Here is a 20,031-nt window from a genome sequence, read left to right as displayed (position 1 = left end):
TGGGGCCGCGGGCCGCGCTCATCGGCTTCCGGCCTCCGGGAGCAGGACGGGTTTGACCACGCGGCCCGCGTCGCAGTCGCGTTCGGCCTCGTTGATGTCGGCCAGCGGGTAGGTGCGGATCAGTTGGTCGAAGGGGAAGCGTCCTGCCTGCCACAGCGCGGTCAGCCGGGGTATCAGCAGTCCTGGTACGGCGTCCCCTTCGCAGATGTGGCGGAGGCTGCGGCCCCGGTCGAGCGTGCCCGGTTCGAGCGGCAGCGCGGTGTGGAGGCGTGCCACGAGGCCGAGGCTTCCGGTGGGGCGCAGGGCCCGGAGCGCGTCGTTGATGAGCGGGGCCGAGGCCGTGGTGTCCACGGCGTACTGCGCGCCGCCGTCGGTCAGCCGCCGGATCCGTTCGGGCAGTCCGGCCGTGTCGGCGTGCAGGGGGATCGCGCCGAACCGTTCCGCCAGGGCGAGCCGTTCGGGATGCCGGTCGACGGCCACGGTCGGTACGCCGGCGGCGGTGGCCGCCATCACCGCGGCCAGGCCGACGGATCCGGCGCCGAGGACCGTCAGCGGGTCGCCGGGGCCCGCGCCGAAGGTGTTCAGCACGGCTCCGGCGCCGGTGAGGAAGCCGCAGCCGAGGGGCCCGAGCAGTTCGAGCGGCAGCGCGGGGTCGACCCGGACGGCGTTGCGGGCCGGGACGAGCGCGTACGCGGCGAACGAGGACTGGCCGAACCAGCGGGGGGCCAGCGCCTTCCCCGTCGCGTCGGTGAGCCGCGGCGGTTCCTCCTCGCGTCCCCCGAAGAGATTGAGGGAGGCGAAGGAGTCGCAGTAGGCGGGGGCCGCGCCGAGGCAGTTCCGGCAGTGTCCGCAGGAGTCGAAGCTCAGTACGACGTGGTCGCCCACGCCGATCGTGGTGTCGGGGCCGCCGCCCGCCCGCACCACGACACCGGCGCCCTCGTGGCCGAGGACGGCCGGCAGCGGACTGCGGCCGGCGGAGCGCCGGACGGCGAGATCGGTCCGGCACATCCCGGTGCCCGCGATCTCGACCAGGAGCTCGCCGGCGGCGGGTTCCGTCCGCAGGGCCACCTCCTCGACCGTGAACGGGTCCTCGTACGCGCGCAGTACCGCCGCCTGGAACCTCATCGTCACGCCTCCCGCGGGCGGTGCACGACGAACGGCCGGAGGTTGCCGTAGAGCCCCCACGGTCCGCCCGCGACGCCGACTCCGCTGTCCTTGATGCCCGCGAAGGGCTGGGCGAGGGACAGTTCGGCATGGTGGTTGATCCAGGCCGTGCCGCATTCGAGCCGGTCGGCCACTGCCTCGGCCCGGTCGAGGTCGGTGCCCCATACGGAGCCGCCGAGGCCGAAGCCGGTGCTGTTGGCCGCGTCGACGGCTTCGTCGAGGTTCCGGTACGGCAGTACCGGCAGCACCGGTCCGAACTGTTCCTCGGTCACCACCGCGCTGTCGGGCGGGACGTCGGTGAGGATGGTGGGGGCGAAGAAGTGTCCCGGCCCGTCCAGCCGGTGGCCGCCGGACGCCGCCCGGGCGCCGTCCGCCAGGGCCTGTTCCGTGATCCGTTCGACCCGGGCCAGCTGCGGGGCGTTGTTGACCGGTCCCAGCCGGGTCCCGGGGTCGAGGCCGGGCCCGACGGCGACGCTCTTCGCCCGCTGGGCGAGGGCTTCGACGACCTCGGAGTGGAGCCGGGCCGGCGCGTAGACGCGTTTGACCGCCATGCAGACCTGCCCGCAGTTGCGGAACGCCGCCCAGAACAGCCGGTCCGCGATCCGGTCCACGTCGACGTCGTCCAGCAGGACGGCGGCGTCGTTGCCGCCCAGTTCCAGGGTGACCCGGGCGAGCGAGTCCGCCGCCGCCCCGGCGACGGCCCGCCCGGTGGGCACCGAGCCGGTGAAGGTGACGTGGCGGATGCCCGGGTGGGACGCGAGGCGGGCGCCGAGGGGCTCGCGGCCGGTGACGACGGTCAGGACGTCCTCGGGCAGGACGGCGGCGAGGACGGAGCCGAGCAGCCGGGTGGCGAGGGGCGTGAACGGCGACGGTTTGAGGACCATGGTGTTGCCCGCCGCGAGCGCGGGCGCGAACTTCGCCGCCGCGAGCTGGAGCGGGAAGTTCCACGGCACGATCGCCGCGACGGGTCCGAGGGAGCGCCAGCGGACCTCGCTGTCCACGGGCCGGCCGTCGTCGATCCGGCGGGTCCGGGGGGCCAGGTCGGCGAAGTAGCGCAGGCGGGCCGCCGTACGGGCGACCTCCGCGTACGACTCGGCCAGGGGCTTGCCCTGTTCCCTGGTGAGCAGCCGGGCGAGGTCGTCGCCGGCCGTCTCCACGGCGTCGGCCGCGCCGCGCAGCGCGGCGGTGCGGGCCTCGGGGTCGGCGCGCCACGCGCGCCAGGCCCGCCCGGCGCGCGCGACCGCCTCGTCCAGTTCGCCCGGCTGCTGGTCGGGGGCCTCGTCGAAGGTCTCCCCGGTGGCCGGGTCGACGACGGGGAGACCTGCGGTCCGGTGTCCGGGAGCGCCGCCGGCCCCGGGCGTCGGCGTGCCGGAGGTCAACGCGCCGCCGGGACGCCGACGGCGTGCTCCCTGGCCTGCCGGTCCATCTCCGCCCGGAAGGCGGCCACCAGGTGCGGCTGGATCCGCCCGGCGTTGCGGTCGCCGCCCTCGCAGACGGCTCCCCGTACGCCCACGATGTCCGTGCCCATGCGGGTCAGGGGACCGAGGTCGGCCTGGGTGACGCTGCCCGCGAGGGCCGCGAGCAGACCGGAGGCGTGGGACAGTCGTACGAACTCGGCGCAGACCTCCGGAGGGACGTGGTCGAACAGGCGCGTCCCGTCCTTGACGGCGGTGTCGAGCATGGCCGCGTCGGCGCCGGAGCGGGCGGCGATGTCGGGTACGGCGAGCGGGTTGATACAGCCGACGCGGTGGGCGTCGGCGTAGCCGGAGGCGACGACGAGCGCGTCGGGGCGGTGGTCCTTCACCGCCCGGACGACCGCGCGCATGACCTCGATGCCCTGGTCGGGCGTCGTGCATCCGTAGAGGCCGACCTTGATGTACGTGGCGCCGGAGACGACCGCGCCGAGCGCGGCCTGTGCCACCGTGCCGGGCTTGTACGGGACGTCGCCCACGGTGGCGGACACCGGCTTGTCCGCCGGGACCGCTTCGCGGATCTCCCTGATGACCCAGGGGAAGTTGGCGCCGAGCGAGCCCTCGTCGGGCTTCTTGACGTCGACGATGTCGAGGTGCTCCGCCGCCTTCGCACAGTCGAGGGCTTCCTCGACGCTGTCCGGGGAGATGAGAAGCAGCACCCTGGGTTCCTTCCGTAGCGGGACCACCGTGTGCTCATCCTTTCCGGCGCCCACGGGCACCGGTAGAGCGCGCGGAGTTCCCCCGGCGCTCGCGCCCCGATACGACGCGCCGTGCGTACCGGGGTGAACGAGGCTCCTCGGGCATACCGGGTGATTACGGGTCGGAAGTTCGTCCCGAACGGCGATACGACTCCGTCCGTGTCGCGGACGCGACGCGGAGGAGCCGCCGGCGCCGACCGCGGCGGCGCGGAACCCGGCGGCGGTCCGACGGCCCCGGCCCGCGCCCGGTGGGGCTCGCGCGCCGCGCGGGGGCTGCGGTTACCCTTGCGCCGGACGCGAGGAGGAACCATGGCGCGGATGCCGTCGGCCGAACGACGCAGGCAGCTGGTCGAGGCGGCGATCAGGGCGATGACCAGGGATGGAGTCGCCCGGACCACCACCCGGTCGATCTGCGCCGAGGCGGGGGTCTCGCTGAGCGTCTTCCACTACTGCTTCGACTCCAAGCAGGCGCTCCTCGAGGCGGCGATCGAGACGATCACCGGCAACTACGTGGCGCGTGTGAAGTCGGCGGTCGCGCCGGGCGCGACGCTGCGCGAGACCGTCCGGGGTGCCCTGCAGACGTACTGGGACCACGTCACGGCCCACCCGGGCGAGCACATGCTGACGTACGACCTCACCCAGTACGCCCTGCGGGAGCCCGGGTTCGAGCATCTGGCGCGCGCCCAGTACGACCAGTACGTGGTGTCGGCGGCAGCCCTGATCGAGCAGGTGCGCGGGGAGCGGGGGCTCGAGCCGCGGGTGCCGGTGGAGGTGCTCGCGCGGTATCTGGCGGCGGCGATCGACGGGCTCACCCTCCAGTACCTCGTCCTCGGCGACGGAGCCGCGGCCGCCGAGAACCTCGATCTGACGGCCGATCAACTCGTTTCCCTGATCAAGAGTTGAGACGGGGTCGAGTCTGGAGTCCCGTCAACAGGTCATTTGACCCGGACTATTGACTCACTGTCTCAGGACCGCGATCCTCGGGGCGCCCGGTACTCCCCCACCGCCCGGAGGCATCGCACACATGACCCGATTCTTCTCGCGCAGGAGGGGCGGCAGATCCGCCCTCCTGGCCCTGTTCATAGCCCTCGCCGCGGTGCTGTTCGGCTCCGCTCCGGTCCCCGCCGCCGCGGCCGGCGGCGCGTGGTGGGAACCCACGTCCCGGCCCGCGACCGACTCGCAGATCAACGTCACGGGCGAGCCGTTCAAGGGAACGGACGCGCAGGGGAAGGTGCGCGGGTTCGTCGACGCGCACAACCACCTCATGTCCAACGAGGGCTTCGGCGGCCGGATGATCTGCGGGGCCACGTTCTCGCAGGCCGGTGCCGCCGACGCCCTGAAGGACTGTCCCGAGCACTACCCGGACGGCTCGGGGGCGCTCTTCGAGCACCTCACGGGCGGTGACAACGGGAAGCACGACCCGGTCGGCTGGCCCACCTTCAAGGACTGGCCCGCCCCCGACTCGATGAGCCACCAGCAGAACTACTACGCGTGGGTCGAGCGGGCCTGGCGCGGCGGCCAGCGGGTCCTGGTCAACGACCTGGTGACCAACGGCCTGATCTGCTCGCTGCTGCCGCGCGACCGCGGCTGCGACGAGATGGACGCCATCCGGCTCGAAGCCCGCAAGAGCTACGAGCTGCAGGACTACATCGACCAGATGTACGGCGGCCCGGGCAAGGGCTGGTTCCGCATCGTGACCGACGCCGCGCAGGCCCGCTCGGTGATCCAGCAGGGCAAGCTCGCCGTCGTCCTCGGCGTGGAGACCTCGGAGCCCTTCGGCTGCAAGATGATCCTGGACGTCGCCCAGTGCAGCCAGGCGGACATCGACAAGGGTCTCGACGAGCTGTACGGGCTCGGCGTGCGCAGCATGTTCCTCTGCCACAAGTTCGACAACGCGCTGTGCGGCGTCCGCTTCGACAGCGGGACGACGGGCGTGGCGGTCAACATCGGCCAGTTCCTCTCGACCGGCACCTTCTGGGCCACCGAGAAGTGCGCGGGCCCGCAGCACGACAACCCGATCGGCCTCGCCGCCGCGCCGCCCGCGATGGCCGAGAAGCTGCCGGCCGGGGTGAGCGTCCCCTCGTACGCCTCCGACGCCCAGTGCAACACCCGGGGTCTCACGCGGCTCGGGGAGTACGCCCTGAAGGGCATGATCCAGCGCGGCATGATGCTGGAGCTCGACCACATGAGCGTCAAGGCCGCCGGGCGGGCGCTCGACATGCTGGAGGCCGAGGAGTACCCGGGCGTCATCTCCAGCCACAGCTGGATGGACATGGACTGGACGGACCGGGTCTACCGGCTCGGCGGATTCGTCGCCCAGTACATGGGCAGCGCCCAGGGCTTCGTCGGCGAGGCCGGCCAGAAGGCCGAGCTGCGCAAGAAGTACGGGGTCGGCCTCGGCTACGGCACCGACATGAACGGCGTCGGCGCCCATCCGGGCCCGGTCGGCGCGGACGCTCCGAACGCGGTGAAGTACCCGTTCCGCAGCTTCGACGGCGGCTCGGTCCTCGACCGCCAGGTCACCGGTGAGCGCACTTGGGACCTCAACACGGACGGCGCCGCGCACAACGGCCTCGTGCCGGACTGGGTCGAGCAGATCCGGCTCTCCCCCGGCGGTCAGAGCGTCGTGGACGACCTGTCGCGGGGAGCGGAGTCGTACCTGACGACGTGGAAGAAGACCGAGGACCACGAGCCGGGCGTGAACCTGGCGGCCGGGCGGCCGGCGTGGGCCAGCTCCACGGAGTGGTGGAACCCGTTCGTGAACTTCTCGGCGGGTCTCACCGTCGACGGCGACACGGGGACCCGCTGGGCCAGCGAGTGGTCCGACGACCAGTGGCTCCAGGTGGACCTGGGCTCGGTGCGCCGGGTCGGGCGGGTCACGCTCGACTGGGAGCGGGCCTACGCGCGCGCGTACAGGATCGAGCTGTCCGAGGACGGCACGACCTGGAAGGACGTGTGGTCCACGGACGCGGGTGACGGCGGCTACGACACGGCGACGTTCGACTCGCAGTCGGCCCGTTACGTCCGCGTCCACGGCGTGAAGCGGGCCACGGACTGGGGCTACTCGCTCTACGAGGTGGCCGTCAACAGGTCCTGACCCGCATGCGGGAAGCGCACGAAGAGAGGGGCTGCCGGAGATCCGGCAGCCCCTTGTGCGTACGGCGGGTCAGCCGGCCGCGGGGCCCGTCCAGTCGGCGGGGACGCGGGCGAGCCGGACGCGCTGGGGGTGGTCGCCGACGTCCACGCTCGTCACCCGCTGCCCGGTGGCGAAGTCGATCGCGGTGACCCGGTCGGCGCCGCTCTCGGAGATGACGCAGGACCGGCCGTCGCCACTGACGGTCGCCCAGTACGGCTTGGAGGCCGGGACGAGCGGGCCCTCCTTGAAGGTGTCCCGGTCGACGACGGTCGCGTAGTCGTCCATGGTCCCGGCGACGCAGAGCTTGTCGCCGTCGGGGCTGATCGAAAGCCCGTGGTGGCGCGAGTCGTTGACCCAGGTCGTGCGGTCGGGGTTGGTCGCCGGGTTGCCGGGGAGGTTCTTGAGGCGGGTGATGCGGTCGGAGTCGACGTCGTACTCCAGGAAGCCGTTGAAGAAGGAGACCTGGAAGTAGATCTTCTTCTCGTCCGGGGTGAAGACGAGCGGGCGGACGGCGTCGGAGAGGTCGCCGCGCCCGAAGGCGTCGAGGCGGTCGCGCATGTCGATGACGCGGACGGTCTCGAAGGTGCGGGCGTCGACGACGGTGATCTTCCGGTCGCCCTTGGTCCAGTCGAGCCAGGGGGCGTCGAGCGCGGTGGTGACCTCGCCGATGGACATGTTCCAGAGCAGGCCGTCGGAGGTGAAGACGTTCTCGTGGGGCTTGTCGCCGGTCTTGAAGGAGCCGACCTGCCGTCCCGTGGCGATGTCCAGGACGTGCACGGTGTTCGCGGTGGACGCGGAGACCGCGACGCGGGTGCCGTCGGGCGAGACGGCCATGTGGTCGGCGCGGTAACCGGCCACCGGGAAACGCCAGTTGATCCGTCCGGTCCGCAGGTCGAGGGAGACGACGTCGGCGAAGCTGGGACGGGAGACGACCATGGCGGAGCCGTCGGGGGTCGCGTACATGTCGTCGACGAACTGGTCGTGGCCTTCGCCCGGACCGGTGCGGACGCCGAGGAAGAAGGCCAGCTTGACGGGGTTCAGGTAGATCTCGCGGAGGCGCTCCTCCTTGTCGGGGACCACGTTCACGCGGGCGATGCGGTGGAAGTCTCCGCGGGAGGCGATGACGTCGGCGGTGCCGTCCCAGTTGTTGCCGACGAACATCACCTCACGGAGCCCGGCGGCGGCCGTCGCCCCCGGGGCGGCGGCCGCCGATCCGACGCCCGCGGACGCGGCGGTGAGGGCGAGGGAGGCCGCGACGGCTCCGAGGAGGCGACGGGTCCCGGATGTGCGGGGAGAGGGCATGGGGGGTCCTTCTTCCGTGGCGCGACGATGAGTTACCGGAGGTAACCATGGTCACGTCGAGCCCACAAGCCCCTGGGACGCACCCCGCCGCACCTGTCGTCCCGGTCGGTGCGGGATCATGGGAGGAGGAACGCAGAAGGGACGGAACGGACGATGAGGCACCGCAGTGTCGCGGACCTGATGACGCCCACCGCGGTCGCGGTGCAGCGCGGGACGTCGTTCAAGGAGATCGCGCGGCTCCTCGACGAGTACGGCATCACCGCCGTCCCGGTGGTCGACGAGGAGAACCGGCCGGTGGGCGTCGTCTCCGAGGCGGACCTGCTGCGGCGGCACACGGCGAAGGACGGACCGAGCTCGGCGGAGGCCATGATGTCGAGCCCGGCCGTCACGGCCCGGCCCTCCTGGACGGCGGTCGAGGCGGCCCGCCTGATGGAACGGCACCGGGTGAAGCGGCTCCCGGTCGTGGACGCGGAGGGGCGGCTGATCGGAGTGCTCAGCCGCAGCGATCTGCTCCAGCTGTTCCTGCGGCGGGACCGCTCGATCCAGGAGGAGATCCGCGAGGACGTGGTCGTCCGCATCCTCCGCCTCTCCCCCTCGGCCGTGCACATCGACGTCGACGAGGGCCGGGTGACCCTGAGCGGCACCCTGGAACGCCCGGGCCTCGGCCCGATCCTGGTCCGCCTCTGCGAGACGGTGGACGGGGTCGTGGAGGTCGCGGACCGGCTGGTGCACGAGGAGCCGGCGCACGAGGAGGGGGAGGCGGCGCCGTAGGCCCTGCCCGGGCGGAGTCTGGGGGCCTTGCGGGAGCCGGCCGGTGTCCGGGGGCCTTACGGGAGCCGGCTGGAACCGAGGCCTTGCGGAAGCCGGTCAGAGCCCGGGGGCCTTGCGGAAGCCGGTCGGAACCCCGGGTCTTGCGGAAGCCGGGCGGTGTCCGGGGGCCTTGCGGGAGCCGGTCGGAACCCGGGGCCTTGCGGGAGTCGGGAGCCGGGTGGTGTCCGGAAGCCTTGCGGCAGCCGGTCGGTGTCCGGGAGTCGGCCGGGCGCCCGGGAGCCTTGCGGCACCCGTGAGTCGGCCGGTATCCGGGAGCCCGGCGGGCGTCACCGGCCCGCCGGGCTCCCGGCGCGGGAGGCGGCTCCGTCAGGTGACCGCCTCCGGCCAGCCGTATCCGGGGCCGGTGTGCTGGGGAACGGTCCCCGCGCCCACCGCCTCCATCTCCCGGTTGGCCTCCCGCATGAGCTTGCCGGCCAGGTCCTTCATCGCCCGGCTCGCGGCGAGTTCGTCGCCGATCGTCGGCACGTCCACGTCCGCCGGGTTGCACCGCGCGGAGCCGTGGCCCGTGAGGGTCGAGGTGCCGGTCTTCAGCCGGGCCTCGGCCTTCGTCCTGCCGCTGTCCTCGGTCAGTTCCACACCGACCGTCCATTCCAGCGTGCGGCTCATGGTCCGCCTCCTCGCATCGCCGGGTCGCGCGCAACCGGGGCACGGCCCCTTCCGATACCTCCAGGATCCATCGGCGGAGGCGGGAACGCACAGGGGGACGGGTCAGGGCGCGCGGAAGAGCCGGGGGAAGCGGGGGGCGAGCCAGGGCTTGCGGCCCCAGCCGAGCGCCTTGCCGCGGGCGATCACCGGCCAGGGGTCGACCCGTCCGAGGGCGAGCAGGAGGAAGGCGACCGGCTCGGTGAGGATCGTGCAGTCGGGCCGGGCGGGCGGCCGGCGGTCGGTGCGGACCGCGCCGTCCGTGAGGGTGACGCCGAAGCTCGGTCCGGTCCGGAGCCGTACGGCGAAGCTCGCGGTCAGTCCGGCGACGGCGGCCGGGTCCGCGACCCGCGGCATCGCCTCGATCAGGAACGGCAGGGTGAACTCGACCCGTCGCGCGTCGAGCATGTGGGGGCGGTCCAGGGCGAGGGCGAGGTCGTAGCCGTGGCCGAGCATGTGGGTCAGCAGGTACGAGCCGAGGACGGCGGGGCTCATGCGGCCGAGCGGCGTGGCGAGCCGCTCCTCCGGGTCGCGCTCCCCGACGCCCGCGAGGAACGCGGCGGCCTGGGCCGTGATCATCTCGGCGAGCGGGCCGGGCGCCCGCTCGGCGAACCCGGCGAGGGCGCGTTCGTTGGCCCCGGCCAGGCTGCCGGGGGTGCCGTCGCCGTAGGGGCGCTCGCGGCCGGCGGCCAGGTCGGCCATGAGCTCGTTGGCCTGCGCCAGGTGGGCGGCGGCCTCCCCGACCGTCCAGGTGGAGCGGGGCACGGGCAGCCGGCCGGTGTCCGCCGCCCGTCCGTCCGGCGCCGTCGTGCGCAGGACCGCCGCGATGTCGCCGGCGGTCCCCCGTATCGCCTCGGCAAGCCCTTCGGGAAGCACCCCGCCCGTTCGCCGCGTCATGGTTCCGCCCCTCCCCTCGTCCGGCGGCTCCCCGTGGAGCACCGGTAGGTCAGGGACCGTACCAGCGAGTAGGTCCGCTTGTACCGGTCGCGTCGGGGAGGTCTTCGCCGGCGGCCGTGGCGGCGACGGCCTCGCGGAACCGGGGGCAGTCGGCGAGGTCGTCGTGGGCGCAGCCCAGCGCGCGTTCGACCAGGTCGAGGCAGGCCTGCGCCTCCGCCACCCGACGCCGCAGCTCCTCGCGGTGCGCGGCGAGCCGCCGGCGGCGGGCCTCCGGGTCACCGGCCCGCAGCAGCTCGCGGATGTCGTCGAGGGCGAGGCCCGCCCGCTTGGCCCGGAGGACGACCGCGACGCGCGTGAGGTGGGTGTCGTCGTAGCGGCGGCGGCCGTGGGGGGCGCGGGCGGGCTCCAGGAGGCCGGCGGACTCCCAGTGCCGCAGGACGTGGGTGGCCAGACCGAACCGGCCCGCGAGTTCCCCGATGCTCATCGTCGGCGGCATCGAAGGCGCCGAACGCGTCGGAGGCGTACCGCTTGACTTCATGTCGGCATTAACCACGAGCGTGGTCGCCATGTCCATCACTGCTGCGGACCCTTCGGGCCGCGACCACCGCCCTGCCCTGCTCGCCGTCCTCGACGCCGTCGACCGCGCCCCGGGTGCCGCCGCGTCGCGCGCCCGCTCGTACGGACTCCTGGGGGTGGCGGAAGGCACCCGTCTGCTCGACGTGGGCTGCGGCGGGGGTCTCGCCGTCGCGGAGGCCGGGGCGCTGGGGGCCTTCGCCGCCGGTGTCGACCGGGACGAGGGGATGATCGCCGCGGCCCGCCGCCGCCACCCGGGGCACGCGTTCGCCGTCGCCGAGGCGACGGCGCTCCCCTACGCGGACGGCGCGTGGGACGCGTACCGCGCGGACAAGGTGCTGCACGAGCTGCCCGATCCGGGGGCGGCGCTCGCGGAGGCGCGCCGGGTCCTCGCGCCGGGCGGGCGGGCCGTGCTCACCGGACAGGACTGGGACACGTGCGTCCTCGACGCCGAGGACGGCCGCCTGACCCGGACGATCGTGCACGCGCGCGCGGACCGGGTCACCGGGCCGCGCGTGGCGCGCCGCTTCCGCGGTCTCCTCCTGGACCACGGGTTCGGCGAGGTGGGGGTGGAGGTCACCACGGCCGTCCTCACCGACGCCCACTGGCTTCCCCTGGCGACGGGCCTCGCGGAGGCGGCGGTACGGGCCGGGGCCGTCACCTCCGAACAGGCGGCGGCCTGGACGGCGGACCAGGTGGCACGCGCCGCCACGGACCGCTTCTTCCTGGCGATCCCCGTCTTCACGGCGTCCGGCACCCGGGGCCGCTGAACCGCCGGACACACCTCCCCATAGCGGCCTCGATAGGATGTACGGATGAGGCATAGGGATTCCGATGGCGGGGAGGGCGGGGCGGCGCAGCCGGTGGGTGATCTGAATCTGCTGCGGACCTTCCTGGCGGTCCATCGCTCCGGCTCGTTCACCGCCGCTGCCGGGCTGCTCGGTCTGTCCCAGCCGACGGTGACCACTCAGATCCGGGCCCTGGAGCGGCAGACGGGCCGTGAGCTCTTCGAGCGGTTGCCACGCGGGGTCGCCCCGACGCCCGTGGCGCACGAACTCGCGGCGCGGGTCGCGGGGCCGCTCGACGCGCTGGCCGCCGTCGCCGGGCACGGGGCCGCGCTCCGGGAGCGGACCGCGCCGGTCCATCTGGCGGGCCCCGCCGAGCTGCTCTGCGCGCGGGCGCTGCCCGCGCTCGCCCCGCTGGTGGCCGAGGGCGTACGGCTCAGAGTGGGCACCGGTCTGACCGAGCCGCTCCTCGACGGGCTGCGCGCGGGACGGCACGACCTGGTGATCGCCACCTACCGGCCGCGCGGGCGGGCCCTGGCCGCCGTGCCGCTCGCCGACGAGGAGTTCGTCCTGGTCGCCGCCCCCGTATGGGCCGAACGCGTCGGGGAACGCCTTGCCTTGGAGGGACCCGCGGCGCTGCACCCCGTCCCCCTCGTGACGTACGCGGAGGACCTGCCCATCGCCCGCCGCTACTGGCGGCACGTGTTCGGGGCGCGGCTGTCCCGCCCCGCCGCCGTGACCGTCCCCGATCTGCGCGGGGTCCTCGCCGCGGTCGTCGCCGGAGCGGGGTTCAGCGTCCTGCCGCGCTACCTCTGCCAGGCCGAACTGGTCTCCGGCGCCCTCGTGCCCCTGCACGAGCCGGAGGACCCGCCCATCAACACCGGTTACCTCGTCCAGCGCCCCGGGCGCCCCGACAACCCCGATGTCACCCGCGTCCGGGACCTGCTGATCGAGGCCGGGCGCACCTGGTGACCCCGGGGAGCGCCGGCGGCTCCTGCTATAACCGGAGCATGATCTACCACGTGGTGACGCCCGCTGATTGGTCCGCCCGGCCGGAGGAGCCGTACGCCCCCGCCTCCCTCGCGGAGGAAGGTTTCGTCCACTGCTCCCCCGACGAGCCGACCACGCTCGCCGTCGTCAACGCCTTCTACCGCGACGCCGCCGGGCCGCTCCTCGTGCTCCTCCTCGACGAGAGCCGGCTCACGGCCAGGACCGAGTGGGAGGCCGCCGCGCCGACCCCGCCGCCCGGCGTCTCCGAGGAGGTCCTCTTCCCGCACGTGTTCGGGCCGATCGACCGCGCGGCCGTCGACGAGATCCTGGAGGTCACCTGGGACGGGGACGGCCGGGCCACGGGGCTGGCGAAGTCCGCCTGACCGGGCGTCAGTCCTTGTTCAGATAGGCCAGGACGGCGAGGACGCGGCGGTTGTTGGTGCCGTCGTCGACGATGCCGAGCTTGCCGAACAGCGAGGTCGTGTACTTCCCGATGGCGCTCTCGCTGAGGAAGAGGCGCTGGGCGATGACCTGGTTGGACAGTCCTTCGGCCATGAGGCCGAGCACCGAGTGCTCGCGTTCGGTGAGCTTCTCCAGGCGTCGGTTCGAGGGCCCTCCGGCCAGCAGCTTGGCGATGACGGCCGGGTCCATCGCGGTCCCGCCGGCCGCGACGCGTTCCAGGGCGTCGATGAACTGGTCGGCGTCGAACACGCTGTCCTTGAGGAAGTAGCCGATGCCGCCCGAGCCGTCGGCCAGGAGCTCGCGGGCGTAGAGCTGCTCGACGTACTGGGAGAGGATCAGGACCGGCAGTCCGGGCAGTTCGGCGCGGGCGGCGATGGCCGCCCGCAGGCCCTCGTCCGTGTGGGTCGGCGGCATGCGGACGTCGACGACGGCGACGTCGGGCCGCCAGGCGCGCAGCGCCTCCAGCGTCTCGGGGCCGGTGGCCGCCGTGGCGACCACCTCGTGGCCGTAGGCCTCGATGAGCCGGACCATCCCGTCGCGCAACAGGTACAGGTCCTCGGCTACGACGATGCGCATGGCACCTCCAGGGTCACGTGGGTCGGGCCGCCCGCCGGGCTGGTGATCTCCAGGGTGCCGTCGAAGGCGGCGAGCCGGCGGCGCAGCCCGGCGAGGCCGCCGCCGTCCCCGACGCGTGCTCCGCCGCGACCGTCGTCCAGGACCTCGATGACGATGCCCGTGTCGCCCTGGGTGAGGTCGACGCGGACCCGGGTCGCCCCGGCGTGCTTGACCGCGTTGCTCAGCAGTTCGGCGACGGCGAAGTACAGGGCCGATTCGACCGGCGGATCCGGGCGGTGCGGGAGGTCCGCGGCGACCGTCACGTCGAGCGGGCTGTCCAGGGCGAGGGCGCGGACGGCGTCGACGAGCCCCCGGTCGCTCAGGACGGGCGGGTTGATGCCCCGGACGAGTTCCCGGAGTTCGGTCAGGGAGGCGGTGGCGCCCGCGCGCGCCTCCCGCATCAGTGCCTTGGCCCCCTCCGGGTCGGTCTCCATGAGCTTCTCCGCCGTCGCGAGGGACAGCCCGAGGCCGACCAGGCGTGCCTGTGCCCCGTCGTGCAGGTCCCGCTCGATCCGGCGGATCTCGGCGGCCTGGGCGATCGTCGCGTCGGCGCGCTGGGCGGTCAGTTCCTCGACCCGTTCCGCCAGCGCCATCGCGGGCGAGGGGCGCAGGAAGCGCACGGCGACCGGTCCGATTGCCCGCCAGGCGTACGGGGCGACGGCGACGGCCGCCACGAGGCCGAGGAGTCCGGCGAGGCGGCCCGGGGTCCCCCAGCGGCCGAGGCCGAGTCCGAGGACGGCCGTGACCGCGCCGGCCGGCGGGAGGCAGGCGACGAGGCCCGCGGTGAGCGGCACGATCGCCGTGAACCGCAGGTCGCGCCAGTTCGCGGGGTCGTTCCACCGGATGCGCCACTTCTGGTCCATGAGGGCGTCGCGGCGCGTGCGTTCGTACCCGAAGCCGTTCCACCAGTACCCGGTGGACATCCGCGTGACCGGCGGGGCCTCCCGGTAGCCGGCGGGGAGGACGGTGCCCGTCCACCGGGCGACGAGCAGGCGGACGCTCCGGCAGACCGGCCGGGACAGGGCGAGCGTGCCCACGCCCACCAGCACGACCGGCGCGAGCCACGACCACGGGTTGCCCGGTCCCCACCGGACCGCAAGGGCCACGGCGGCGGCCCACACGGCAGGGATCGGCATGCTGACGGCCGCCACGGCGCATGCCCGCAGAAACCCCACAGCGCATGCCCGCGCGAAGCCCGCGGCGTAGGTCCGCAGGAACCCCACGGCGCCGCGCGCCGACCACGTACCCGGCTGTCCCATGCATCCCCGCCTTCGCCTTCGACTTCGTCTTCCGTCCCGGTTCCCGGTGCCTCCACTCTGCACCGGACGCGGCCCCTGGCCGCCCCGGTCGGCCGAGGAGTGTGGCCGGCCCCACCCCCTCGTGCGCCCAGACGGATACCGGCCCCGCCGAGCGCCCGGCAGGCTCGGTGAGCATGGAAACCAACCTGAACTCCCCGTCCACGGCCGCCCCGCTCGACCGCGCCGCCACCCGGCGAGCCTTCGCCACGGCGACGGCGAGCGTCAAGATCTACGGCGCGCTCGGCGTCCTCTCCCTCCTCGCGGTCGCCGGGGTGGCGGCCGGCGGCCACCAGGTGAACACGTTCATGTGGGTACGGGCCGTCCTGCTGCCCCTGGTCGCCGTCCTGGTCCACCGGCTGACCGTGTCCGCCGCCCGGGGATCCCTGCGGGCCTTCGAGCGCGTGCGGGGCGTCGCCGTCGTCCTGCCGGTCGCGATCATCGGCGTCGACCTGATCCCGGGCGTCTGCCCGCTGTGGTACGCCGCGATGCAGACCGTCTGCGTGCTGCCCGTGATCCGCCTCGCGTTCCTCACCCGCGGACCGGCCCTGCGGACCGCCTTCCCCCGGTAAGGCCATCGCCGTGTGCGGTTCGCCCCGCTCTCGGTTAGACCTGGATCACAGGGTGTCGACCGGCCCGCCGGAAGCCACTCGGCCGGCGTCACTCGCCGCCCACCTCACGGGAGGAAGTCGTTGATCAACCGTCGCAGTGTGCTCGGCGGGGCTCTCGCCGCCGCAGGCCTGCCGTTCCTCGCCCCCGGCACCCTCGCCGGGGGCGAGGCACACGCCGCGGAGGCCCTGCCCCCGGCCGGCCCGCACCGTGCGCAAGACCCCGTGCCGCCCGCGTTCACCACGGCCATGCCCGTCCCGCCCGTACTGCGCCCGCTGTCCTCGACCGGCGGCGTGGACTGCTACAAGCTGACCATCCGCAGGGCCACCGCCGAGATCCTCCCCGGCACCGCCACCGATGTCCTCGCCTACGACGGGAACTTCACCGGTCCCGTCATCCACGCCCGCTCCGGGCGCCGGGTCCTGATCCGCCACCACAACGGCCTCGACATGCCCGTCGCCGTCCATCTGCACGGCGCGAGCGTCCCGTCCGCCTACGACGGCAATCCCATGGACGTCTTCGCCCCCGGCACCTCGCGGACCTACGTGTACACCAACCTGCAGCCCCACGCCTCGCTGTGGTTCCACGACCACGCCCACCACATGGAGGCCGAGCACGTCTACCGCGGGCTGAGCGGCCGGTACCTGCTCACCGACGACCTCGAACAGCGCCTTCCGCTGCCCAAGGGGCAGTACGACGTGCCCCTCACCATCCGCGACGCCCGCTTCGACGAGAGCGGGCAGCTGGCGTACACGATGAGCGACCGCAACCGCACCACCATCCTCGCCAACGGCAGGCCCACCCCCTACTTCCAGGTCGCCGCCCGCAAGTACCGCTTCCGTCTGCTCAACGGCTCCAACCTGCGCATCTTCGCGCTGGGCCTGTCCGACGGCACTCCGCTCACCCAGATCGCCTCGGACGGCGGCCTGCTCGAACGCCCCGTCGCCGTGCCCGTCCTCACGCTCTCGCCCGGCGAGCGCGCCGACGTGGTCGTCGACTTCTCCCGCCACCCCGTCGGCACCCGGCTGGTGCTCACGAACAGCGGCCCCGGCCGGCCCGAGCAGATCGGCAAGGTGCTCCGCTTCGACGTCGTCCGCACCGCCGACGACCCCAGCAGCGTCCCCGAGGTCCTGCGCACCCTGCCGCCGGCCGCCGCCCTGCCCAAGGCCGCCGTCACCCGCCACATCGAACTCAGCATGGACGAGGACGGGCGGCCCGACCCCCGGGGATTCATCAACGGGCAGATGTACGACCCCGATCGCATCGACACCACCGTGGCCTTCGGGTCGTCCGAGGTCTGGAACGTCACCAACACCAACAAGCGCGTCGCGCACAACTTCCATCTGCACCTGGTCCAGTTCCGGGTCCTCGAACGCGGCGGGCTGCCCGCGGGCCCGACGGAGGCGGGCCTGAAGGACACGGTCCGGGTGATGCCGGGCGAGACGGTGAAACTGCACGTCACGTTCGACGGCTTCCGGGGCGACTACGTGTACCACTGCCACATGCTCGACCACTCGGCCATGGGCATGATGGCCACCTTCCGGGTCCGGTGAGGGTCCGCTGGGGCCGGTGAGGGCCCGGCGGGGGCCCCCCGCCGGGCTCGCGGGGCCCGTGTGACGGAGGGAGACTGAAGGGGTAGCGCGGCCGATAGACAGGGGTGCCCTGAAGGAGTGGCCATGGGCGGCACGGCGGTGGAGACCCTGCGCGAGCTGCTGCACGGCGAGGTGATCGGCCCGCAGGACCCGGGGTACGACGAGTCCCGGAAGATCTACAACGCGATGATCGACCGCCGGCCGGCCGTCATCGCGCGGTGCGCGGACACCACGGACGTACGGGCGGCGGTGCGGTACGCCCGCGAGAACGGCATGGACCTGGCCGTGCGCGGCGGCGGGCACAGCGGCGGCGGCCTCTGCCTCGTCGACGGCTCGCTGATGATCGACCTGTCGGGCCAGCGGTGGGTGCGGGTGGACCCGGTGGCACGGACCGCCCTCGTGGGCGGCGGCAGTCAGCTCGGCGACCTCGACCACGAGGCGCACGGCTTCGGGCTCGCGACACCCGCCGGCATCATGTCCACGACCGGGGTCGGCGGGCTGACCCTGGGCGGCGGCCACGGCCACCTCACCCGCGCGTACGGCCTGACCATCGACAACCTCCTCGCGGCGGACGTCGTCCTCGCGGACGGCTCGCTCGTCACCGCCTCGGCGGACGAACACCCCGACCTCTTCTGGGCGTTGCGCGGCGGCGGCGGAAACTTCGGCGTGGCGACCTCCTTCACGTACGCCCTGCATCCGGTGGAGAACGTCGGACTCGGCGTCACCCTGTGGGATCCGGAGCACATCGGAGCGGTGCTGCGCTGGTACCGGGAGTTCCTCCCGGCGGCTCCGGACGACCTCAACGGCTTCTTCGCCACGCTGACGGTCGCCCCCGGGCCGCCCTTCCCCGAGGAGATCCACCACAAGAAGATGTGCGGCGTCGTGTGGTGCAGCACGGGCCCGACGGACGAGGAGAGCCTCGCGAAGACGTTCGCCCCCGTCTCCGATCCGGCCCCGCCGGCCTTCCACTTCGCGACGCCGATCCCGTACCCGGCCCTCCAGTCGCTGTTCGACGAGCTGATCCCGAAGGGCCTCCAGTGGTACTGGCGCGGCGACTTCTTCGACCGCATCACGGAGGACGCGATCGACGTCCACCGCACCTTCCTGGAGAACATCCCCACCGAGCTGTCGACGATGCACCTCTACCCCGTCGACGCCGCGGCCCACCGCGTGGGCCCCATGGACACGGCCTGGGCCTATCGCGACGCCATCTGGTCCGGCGTCATCGGCGCCATCAGCACCGAACCGTCCGAGGCGGAGGCGCTCCGCACCTGGGCGGTGGACTACTGGGAGGCCCTCCACCCGCAGTCGATGGGCGCCGGATACGTCAACTTCATCGGCGCCGACGAGGGCGGGGACCGGGTCCGGGCCACGTACCGCGGGCACTACGACCGACTGGCCGATGTGAAGCGGACGTACGACCCGGACAACGTCTTCCACCACAACCAGAACATCACCCCGGCGAAGAGCTAGCGGCGCGACGCCGAGGACGGAGACGCAGAAGCCGATCGCCGCCGCGCGGCGCCCCGGCACCGAGCGCCCCGAAGGGGCCATGCCCCGCTGCCGCCACGAATGGCACCCTCCATAGGGTCGCATTGGCGCCACAGATGCGCCACAATGGCACCATCGACGGCGCACCCTCGACCTCACCGGCCTCGGGTGCGCTTCGTGGCGCGGGCAAGTGGCGCGGGCAAGTGGGCCGGGCAAGCAGAGCGGGCAATCAGCGGGGGGCTGATCATGGACACAGCACAGGGCCGGGGGTGGGCGGCGGGTGGCGCCGTCACCGCCTTCGTCCGTTTCGCGATCTGCGGCGGAGGCGTGGGGCTCGCCTCAGGCTTCGCGGTGGCGGCCCTCGACCGCCGACTCCCCTGGGTTCTGGCCAACGCCCTCGTCACCGTGGTCTCCACGCTCCTCGCCACCGAGCTGCACGCGCGGTTCACCTTCGGCGCGGGCGGACGCGCGACCCGGCGACAGCATGCTCAGTCGGCCGGATCCGCTGCGGCCGGGTACGCGGTGACCTGTCTGGCGGTGCTCGCGCTCCGGTCGCTGGTGGCGGCCCCCGGTGCGGCGCTCGAGCAGGTCGTCTACCTCTCGGCCTCCGCCCTCACCGGTACCGCGCGGTTCGCGGTGCTGCGCCTCGTCGTCTTCGCACGCGGCCGCTCGCGGGCCACGACCACCACCCGCCCCCTTCCCCCGACCGCGACGGCGACGGCGACCCGCACCTCGGCCCCCACCGATCCGGCCGCCCTCTGCCGCGCCGCCTGACGGGGCCTCGGGGGGCGGAGACTCGCCCCGGGGGATCCCCGCGAGCCGCGAGTCCCGCGGCGGCCGGCGGCCGTACCGTCGTCCCCGTGACCGAGGAGGACTTCTGATGCGCAGCGTGACCTACTCCATGGGCGTCTCACTGGACGGCTACATCGTCGGGCCGGACGGCGGCTTCGACTGGACGGCCCCCGACGAGGAGGTCTTCCGGTTCTGGATCGACGAGATCCGGGAGGTCGGCGTCCACCTGCTGGGACGGCGGCTCTACGAGACGATGCTGTACTGGGAGACCGCCGACCAGGACCCCTCGCTCGACGACGCCTCGCGCGAGTGGACGGCGCTCTGGAAGCCGCTCCCCAAGGTCGTCTTCTCCACCACCCTGTCGGCGGTGCAGGGCCACGCCCGCCTGGCCTCCGGCGGCCCGGCGGAGGAGATCGAGCGGCTGCGGGCCGAGCCGGGCGACGGCGACATCGCGATCGGCGGCGCGACGCTCGCCGCCGAGGCCGCCGCGTCGGATCTGATCGACGAGTACCGCACCATGGTCCACCCGGTCCTCGTCGGCGGCGGCATCCCGTTCTTCCCCCGGGCCGAACGCCGGGTCGACCTCGAACTCGTCGAGACCCGCACCTTCGGCTCGGGAGTCGTCTACCTCCGCCACCGCGTGGCGCGCCGGGCAGCACCTTCGAATGATCTTGGGTGATGGTTC

At 73.5% G+C, this 20,031-nt stretch carries 20 protein-coding genes; 11 read left to right on the top strand and 9 right to left on the bottom strand.

Annotated elements, in window-relative coordinates:
• Nucleotides 1–18 precede the first annotated feature (18 nt).
• From ACFYUS_RS14520 to ACFYUS_RS14510, 3 genes are read right to left on the bottom strand one after another with little or no spacing between them, the layout of a single operon-like run.
• The gene (locus ACFYUS_RS14520) at nt 19–1,125 is read right to left on the bottom strand and encodes an NAD(P)-dependent alcohol dehydrogenase (protein ID WP_388850446.1); all 1,107 of its coding nucleotides are present in this window, start codon (nt 1,123–1,125) and stop codon (nt 19–21) included.
• Between the two features lie 2 nt (nt 1,126–1,127).
• Nucleotides 1,128–2,543, bottom strand: a complete 1,416-nt coding sequence (locus ACFYUS_RS14515) for an aldehyde dehydrogenase family protein (protein WP_388850443.1) — start codon at nt 2,541–2,543, stop codon at nt 1,128–1,130.
• Nucleotides 2,540–3,295: a (5-formylfuran-3-yl)methyl phosphate synthase gene (locus ACFYUS_RS14510; RefSeq protein WP_388850440.1), complete on the bottom strand. Its 756-nt coding sequence runs from the start codon at nt 3,293–3,295 to the stop codon at nt 2,540–2,542. The genes ACFYUS_RS14515 and ACFYUS_RS14510 overlap by 4 nt, the downstream gene beginning before the upstream one ends.
• Nucleotides 3,296–3,643: 348 nt before the next feature.
• On the opposite strand from ACFYUS_RS14510, the gene ACFYUS_RS14505 reads away from it, so the two are divergent.
• Both ACFYUS_RS14505 and ACFYUS_RS14500 read left to right on the top strand, forming a co-directional pair.
• Nucleotides 3,644–4,237: a TetR/AcrR family transcriptional regulator gene (locus ACFYUS_RS14505; RefSeq protein WP_388850437.1), complete on the top strand. Its 594-nt coding sequence runs from the start codon at nt 3,644–3,646 to the stop codon at nt 4,235–4,237.
• Between the two features lie 121 nt (nt 4,238–4,358).
• Nucleotides 4,359–6,431, top strand: a complete 2,073-nt coding sequence (locus ACFYUS_RS14500; protein WP_388850434.1) for a discoidin domain-containing protein — start codon at nt 4,359–4,361, stop codon at nt 6,429–6,431.
• Between the two features lie 69 nt (nt 6,432–6,500).
• Here the strand turns inward: ACFYUS_RS14500 and ACFYUS_RS14495 are convergent, their stop codons facing one another.
• Nucleotides 6,501–7,772 (bottom strand): YncE family protein, encoded by a 1,272-nt coding sequence (locus ACFYUS_RS14495; RefSeq protein WP_388850431.1) that lies wholly within the window; start codon nt 7,770–7,772, stop codon nt 6,501–6,503.
• Nucleotides 7,773–7,925: 153 nt separating this feature from the next.
• On the opposite strand from ACFYUS_RS14495, the gene ACFYUS_RS14490 reads away from it, so the two are divergent.
• A complete protein-coding gene (locus ACFYUS_RS14490; RefSeq protein WP_388850428.1) occupies nt 7,926–8,543 on the top strand; it encodes a CBS domain-containing protein in 618 nt (205 codons plus the stop codon).
• A 366-nt stretch (nt 8,544–8,909) separates the two neighbouring features.
• On the opposite strand, the gene ACFYUS_RS14485 is transcribed toward ACFYUS_RS14490, so the two are convergent.
• From ACFYUS_RS14485 to ACFYUS_RS14475, 3 genes are all read right to left on the bottom strand, one after another.
• Nucleotides 8,910–9,209 carry a DUF1876 domain-containing protein gene (locus ACFYUS_RS14485; RefSeq protein ID WP_388850425.1) on the bottom strand — a complete coding sequence of 100 codons (300 nt, stop codon included), beginning with the start codon at nt 9,207–9,209 and terminating at the stop codon, nt 8,910–8,912.
• 102 nt (nt 9,210–9,311) lie between these two features.
• A complete protein-coding gene (locus ACFYUS_RS14480; protein WP_388850422.1) occupies nt 9,312–10,142 on the bottom strand; it encodes a maleylpyruvate isomerase family mycothiol-dependent enzyme in 831 nt (276 codons plus the stop codon).
• A 49-nt stretch (nt 10,143–10,191) separates the two neighbouring features.
• Nucleotides 10,192–10,626, bottom strand: a complete 435-nt coding sequence (locus ACFYUS_RS14475) for a MerR family transcriptional regulator (RefSeq protein ID WP_388850419.1) — start codon at nt 10,624–10,626, stop codon at nt 10,192–10,194.
• 82 nt (nt 10,627–10,708) lie between these two features.
• Between ACFYUS_RS14475 and ACFYUS_RS14470 the strand changes: the two genes are divergently transcribed.
• The 3 genes from ACFYUS_RS14470 to ACFYUS_RS14460 are packed head-to-tail and all read left to right on the top strand — an operon-like array spanning nt 10,709 to nt 12,873.
• Nucleotides 10,709–11,485: a methyltransferase domain-containing protein gene (locus ACFYUS_RS14470; protein WP_388850416.1), complete on the top strand. Its 777-nt coding sequence runs from the start codon at nt 10,709–10,711 to the stop codon at nt 11,483–11,485.
• A 45-nt stretch (nt 11,486–11,530) separates the two neighbouring features.
• Nucleotides 11,531–12,472, top strand: a complete 942-nt coding sequence (locus tag ACFYUS_RS14465; RefSeq protein ID WP_388850413.1) for a LysR family transcriptional regulator — start codon at nt 11,531–11,533, stop codon at nt 12,470–12,472.
• A 38-nt stretch (nt 12,473–12,510) separates the two neighbouring features.
• Nucleotides 12,511–12,873 carry a DUF952 domain-containing protein gene (locus ACFYUS_RS14460; protein ID WP_388850409.1) on the top strand — a complete coding sequence of 121 codons (363 nt, stop codon included), beginning with the start codon at nt 12,511–12,513 and terminating at the stop codon, nt 12,871–12,873.
• A 7-nt stretch (nt 12,874–12,880) separates the two neighbouring features.
• Here ACFYUS_RS14460 and ACFYUS_RS14455 read toward each other — a convergent pair whose 3' ends face one another.
• Together ACFYUS_RS14455 and ACFYUS_RS14450 are read right to left on the bottom strand one after the other, a co-directional pair.
• Nucleotides 12,881–13,528, bottom strand: coding sequence for a response regulator (locus tag ACFYUS_RS14455; RefSeq protein WP_388850406.1), 648 nt, complete (start codon nt 13,526–13,528; stop codon nt 12,881–12,883).
• Nucleotides 13,513–14,703: a sensor histidine kinase gene (locus ACFYUS_RS14450; RefSeq protein WP_388850403.1), complete on the bottom strand. Its 1,191-nt coding sequence runs from the start codon at nt 14,701–14,703 to the stop codon at nt 13,513–13,515. Before ACFYUS_RS14450 ends, ACFYUS_RS14455 begins: the two co-directional genes overlap by 16 nt.
• A 296-nt stretch (nt 14,704–14,999) precedes the next feature.
• On the opposite strand from ACFYUS_RS14450, the gene ACFYUS_RS14445 reads away from it, so the two are divergent.
• The 5 genes from ACFYUS_RS14445 (at nt 15,000) to ACFYUS_RS14425 (ending at nt 20,025) form a co-directional block, all read left to right on the top strand.
• Nucleotides 15,000–15,434 carry a hypothetical protein gene (locus ACFYUS_RS14445; RefSeq protein ID WP_388850400.1) on the top strand — a complete coding sequence of 145 codons (435 nt, stop codon included), beginning with the start codon at nt 15,000–15,002 and terminating at the stop codon, nt 15,432–15,434.
• A gap of 120 nt (nt 15,435–15,554) precedes the next feature.
• On the top strand, nt 15,555–17,024 hold the full coding sequence (locus ACFYUS_RS14440) for a multicopper oxidase family protein (RefSeq protein ID WP_388850397.1): 1,470 nt from the start codon (nt 15,555–15,557) through the stop codon (nt 17,022–17,024).
• A 123-nt stretch (nt 17,025–17,147) separates the two neighbouring features.
• Nucleotides 17,148–18,536 (top strand): FAD-binding oxidoreductase, encoded by a 1,389-nt coding sequence (locus ACFYUS_RS14435; RefSeq protein ID WP_388850394.1) that lies wholly within the window; start codon nt 17,148–17,150, stop codon nt 18,534–18,536.
• A gap of 264 nt (nt 18,537–18,800) precedes the next feature.
• Complete coding sequence (locus ACFYUS_RS14430; protein WP_388850391.1) at nt 18,801–19,328, top strand: hypothetical protein; 528 nt, start codon at nt 18,801–18,803, stop codon at nt 19,326–19,328.
• Between the two features lie 106 nt (nt 19,329–19,434).
• Complete coding sequence (locus tag ACFYUS_RS14425; protein WP_388850388.1) at nt 19,435–20,025, top strand: dihydrofolate reductase family protein; 591 nt, start codon at nt 19,435–19,437, stop codon at nt 20,023–20,025.
• Nucleotides 20,026–20,031 lie beyond the last annotated feature (6 nt).

Origin of the sequence: Streptomyces sp. NPDC004284 (assembly GCF_042874035.1) — a bacterium.
In the GTDB taxonomy this organism is placed as follows: domain Bacteria; phylum Actinomycetota; class Actinomycetes; order Streptomycetales; family Streptomycetaceae; genus Streptomyces.
Note: the sequence above shows the minus strand (reverse complement) of the source record. Positions and strands in the feature narration are given on the sequence as shown.

Excerpts from the sequence above, each read along its gene's own strand:
- ACFYUS_RS14520 (WP_388850446.1), bottom strand. The coding sequence starts at position 1,125 with ATGAGGTTCCAGGCGGCGGTACTGCGCGCGTACGAGGACCCGTTCACG.
- ACFYUS_RS14505 (WP_388850437.1), top strand. The coding sequence starts at position 3,644 with ATGGCGCGGATGCCGTCGGCCGAACGACGCAGGCAGCTGGTCGAGGCG.
- ACFYUS_RS14500 (WP_388850434.1), top strand. The coding sequence starts at position 4,359 with ATGACCCGATTCTTCTCGCGCAGGAGGGGCGGCAGATCCGCCCTCCTG.
- ACFYUS_RS14495 (WP_388850431.1), bottom strand. The coding sequence starts at position 7,772 with ATGCCCTCTCCCCGCACATCCGGGACCCGTCGCCTCCTCGGAGCCGTC.
- ACFYUS_RS14490 (WP_388850428.1), top strand. The coding sequence starts at position 7,926 with ATGAGGCACCGCAGTGTCGCGGACCTGATGACGCCCACCGCGGTCGCG.
- ACFYUS_RS14485 (WP_388850425.1), bottom strand. The coding sequence starts at position 9,209 with ATGAGCCGCACGCTGGAATGGACGGTCGGTGTGGAACTGACCGAGGAC.
- ACFYUS_RS14480 (WP_388850422.1), bottom strand. The coding sequence starts at position 10,142 with ATGACGCGGCGAACGGGCGGGGTGCTTCCCGAAGGGCTTGCCGAGGCG.
- ACFYUS_RS14475 (WP_388850419.1), bottom strand. The coding sequence starts at position 10,626 with ATGAGCATCGGGGAACTCGCGGGCCGGTTCGGTCTGGCCACCCACGTC.
- ACFYUS_RS14470 (WP_388850416.1), top strand. The coding sequence starts at position 10,709 with ATGTCCATCACTGCTGCGGACCCTTCGGGCCGCGACCACCGCCCTGCC.
- ACFYUS_RS14465 (WP_388850413.1), top strand. The coding sequence starts at position 11,531 with ATGAGGCATAGGGATTCCGATGGCGGGGAGGGCGGGGCGGCGCAGCCG.
- ACFYUS_RS14460 (WP_388850409.1), top strand. The coding sequence starts at position 12,511 with ATGATCTACCACGTGGTGACGCCCGCTGATTGGTCCGCCCGGCCGGAG.
- ACFYUS_RS14455 (WP_388850406.1), bottom strand. The coding sequence starts at position 13,528 with ATGCGCATCGTCGTAGCCGAGGACCTGTACCTGTTGCGCGACGGGATG.
- ACFYUS_RS14450 (WP_388850403.1), bottom strand. The coding sequence starts at position 14,703 with ATGCCGATCCCTGCCGTGTGGGCCGCCGCCGTGGCCCTTGCGGTCCGG.
- ACFYUS_RS14445 (WP_388850400.1), top strand. The coding sequence starts at position 15,000 with ATGGAAACCAACCTGAACTCCCCGTCCACGGCCGCCCCGCTCGACCGC.
- ACFYUS_RS14435 (WP_388850394.1), top strand. The coding sequence starts at position 17,148 with ATGGGCGGCACGGCGGTGGAGACCCTGCGCGAGCTGCTGCACGGCGAG.
- ACFYUS_RS14430 (WP_388850391.1), top strand. The coding sequence starts at position 18,801 with ATGGACACAGCACAGGGCCGGGGGTGGGCGGCGGGTGGCGCCGTCACC.
- ACFYUS_RS14425 (WP_388850388.1), top strand. The coding sequence starts at position 19,435 with ATGCGCAGCGTGACCTACTCCATGGGCGTCTCACTGGACGGCTACATC.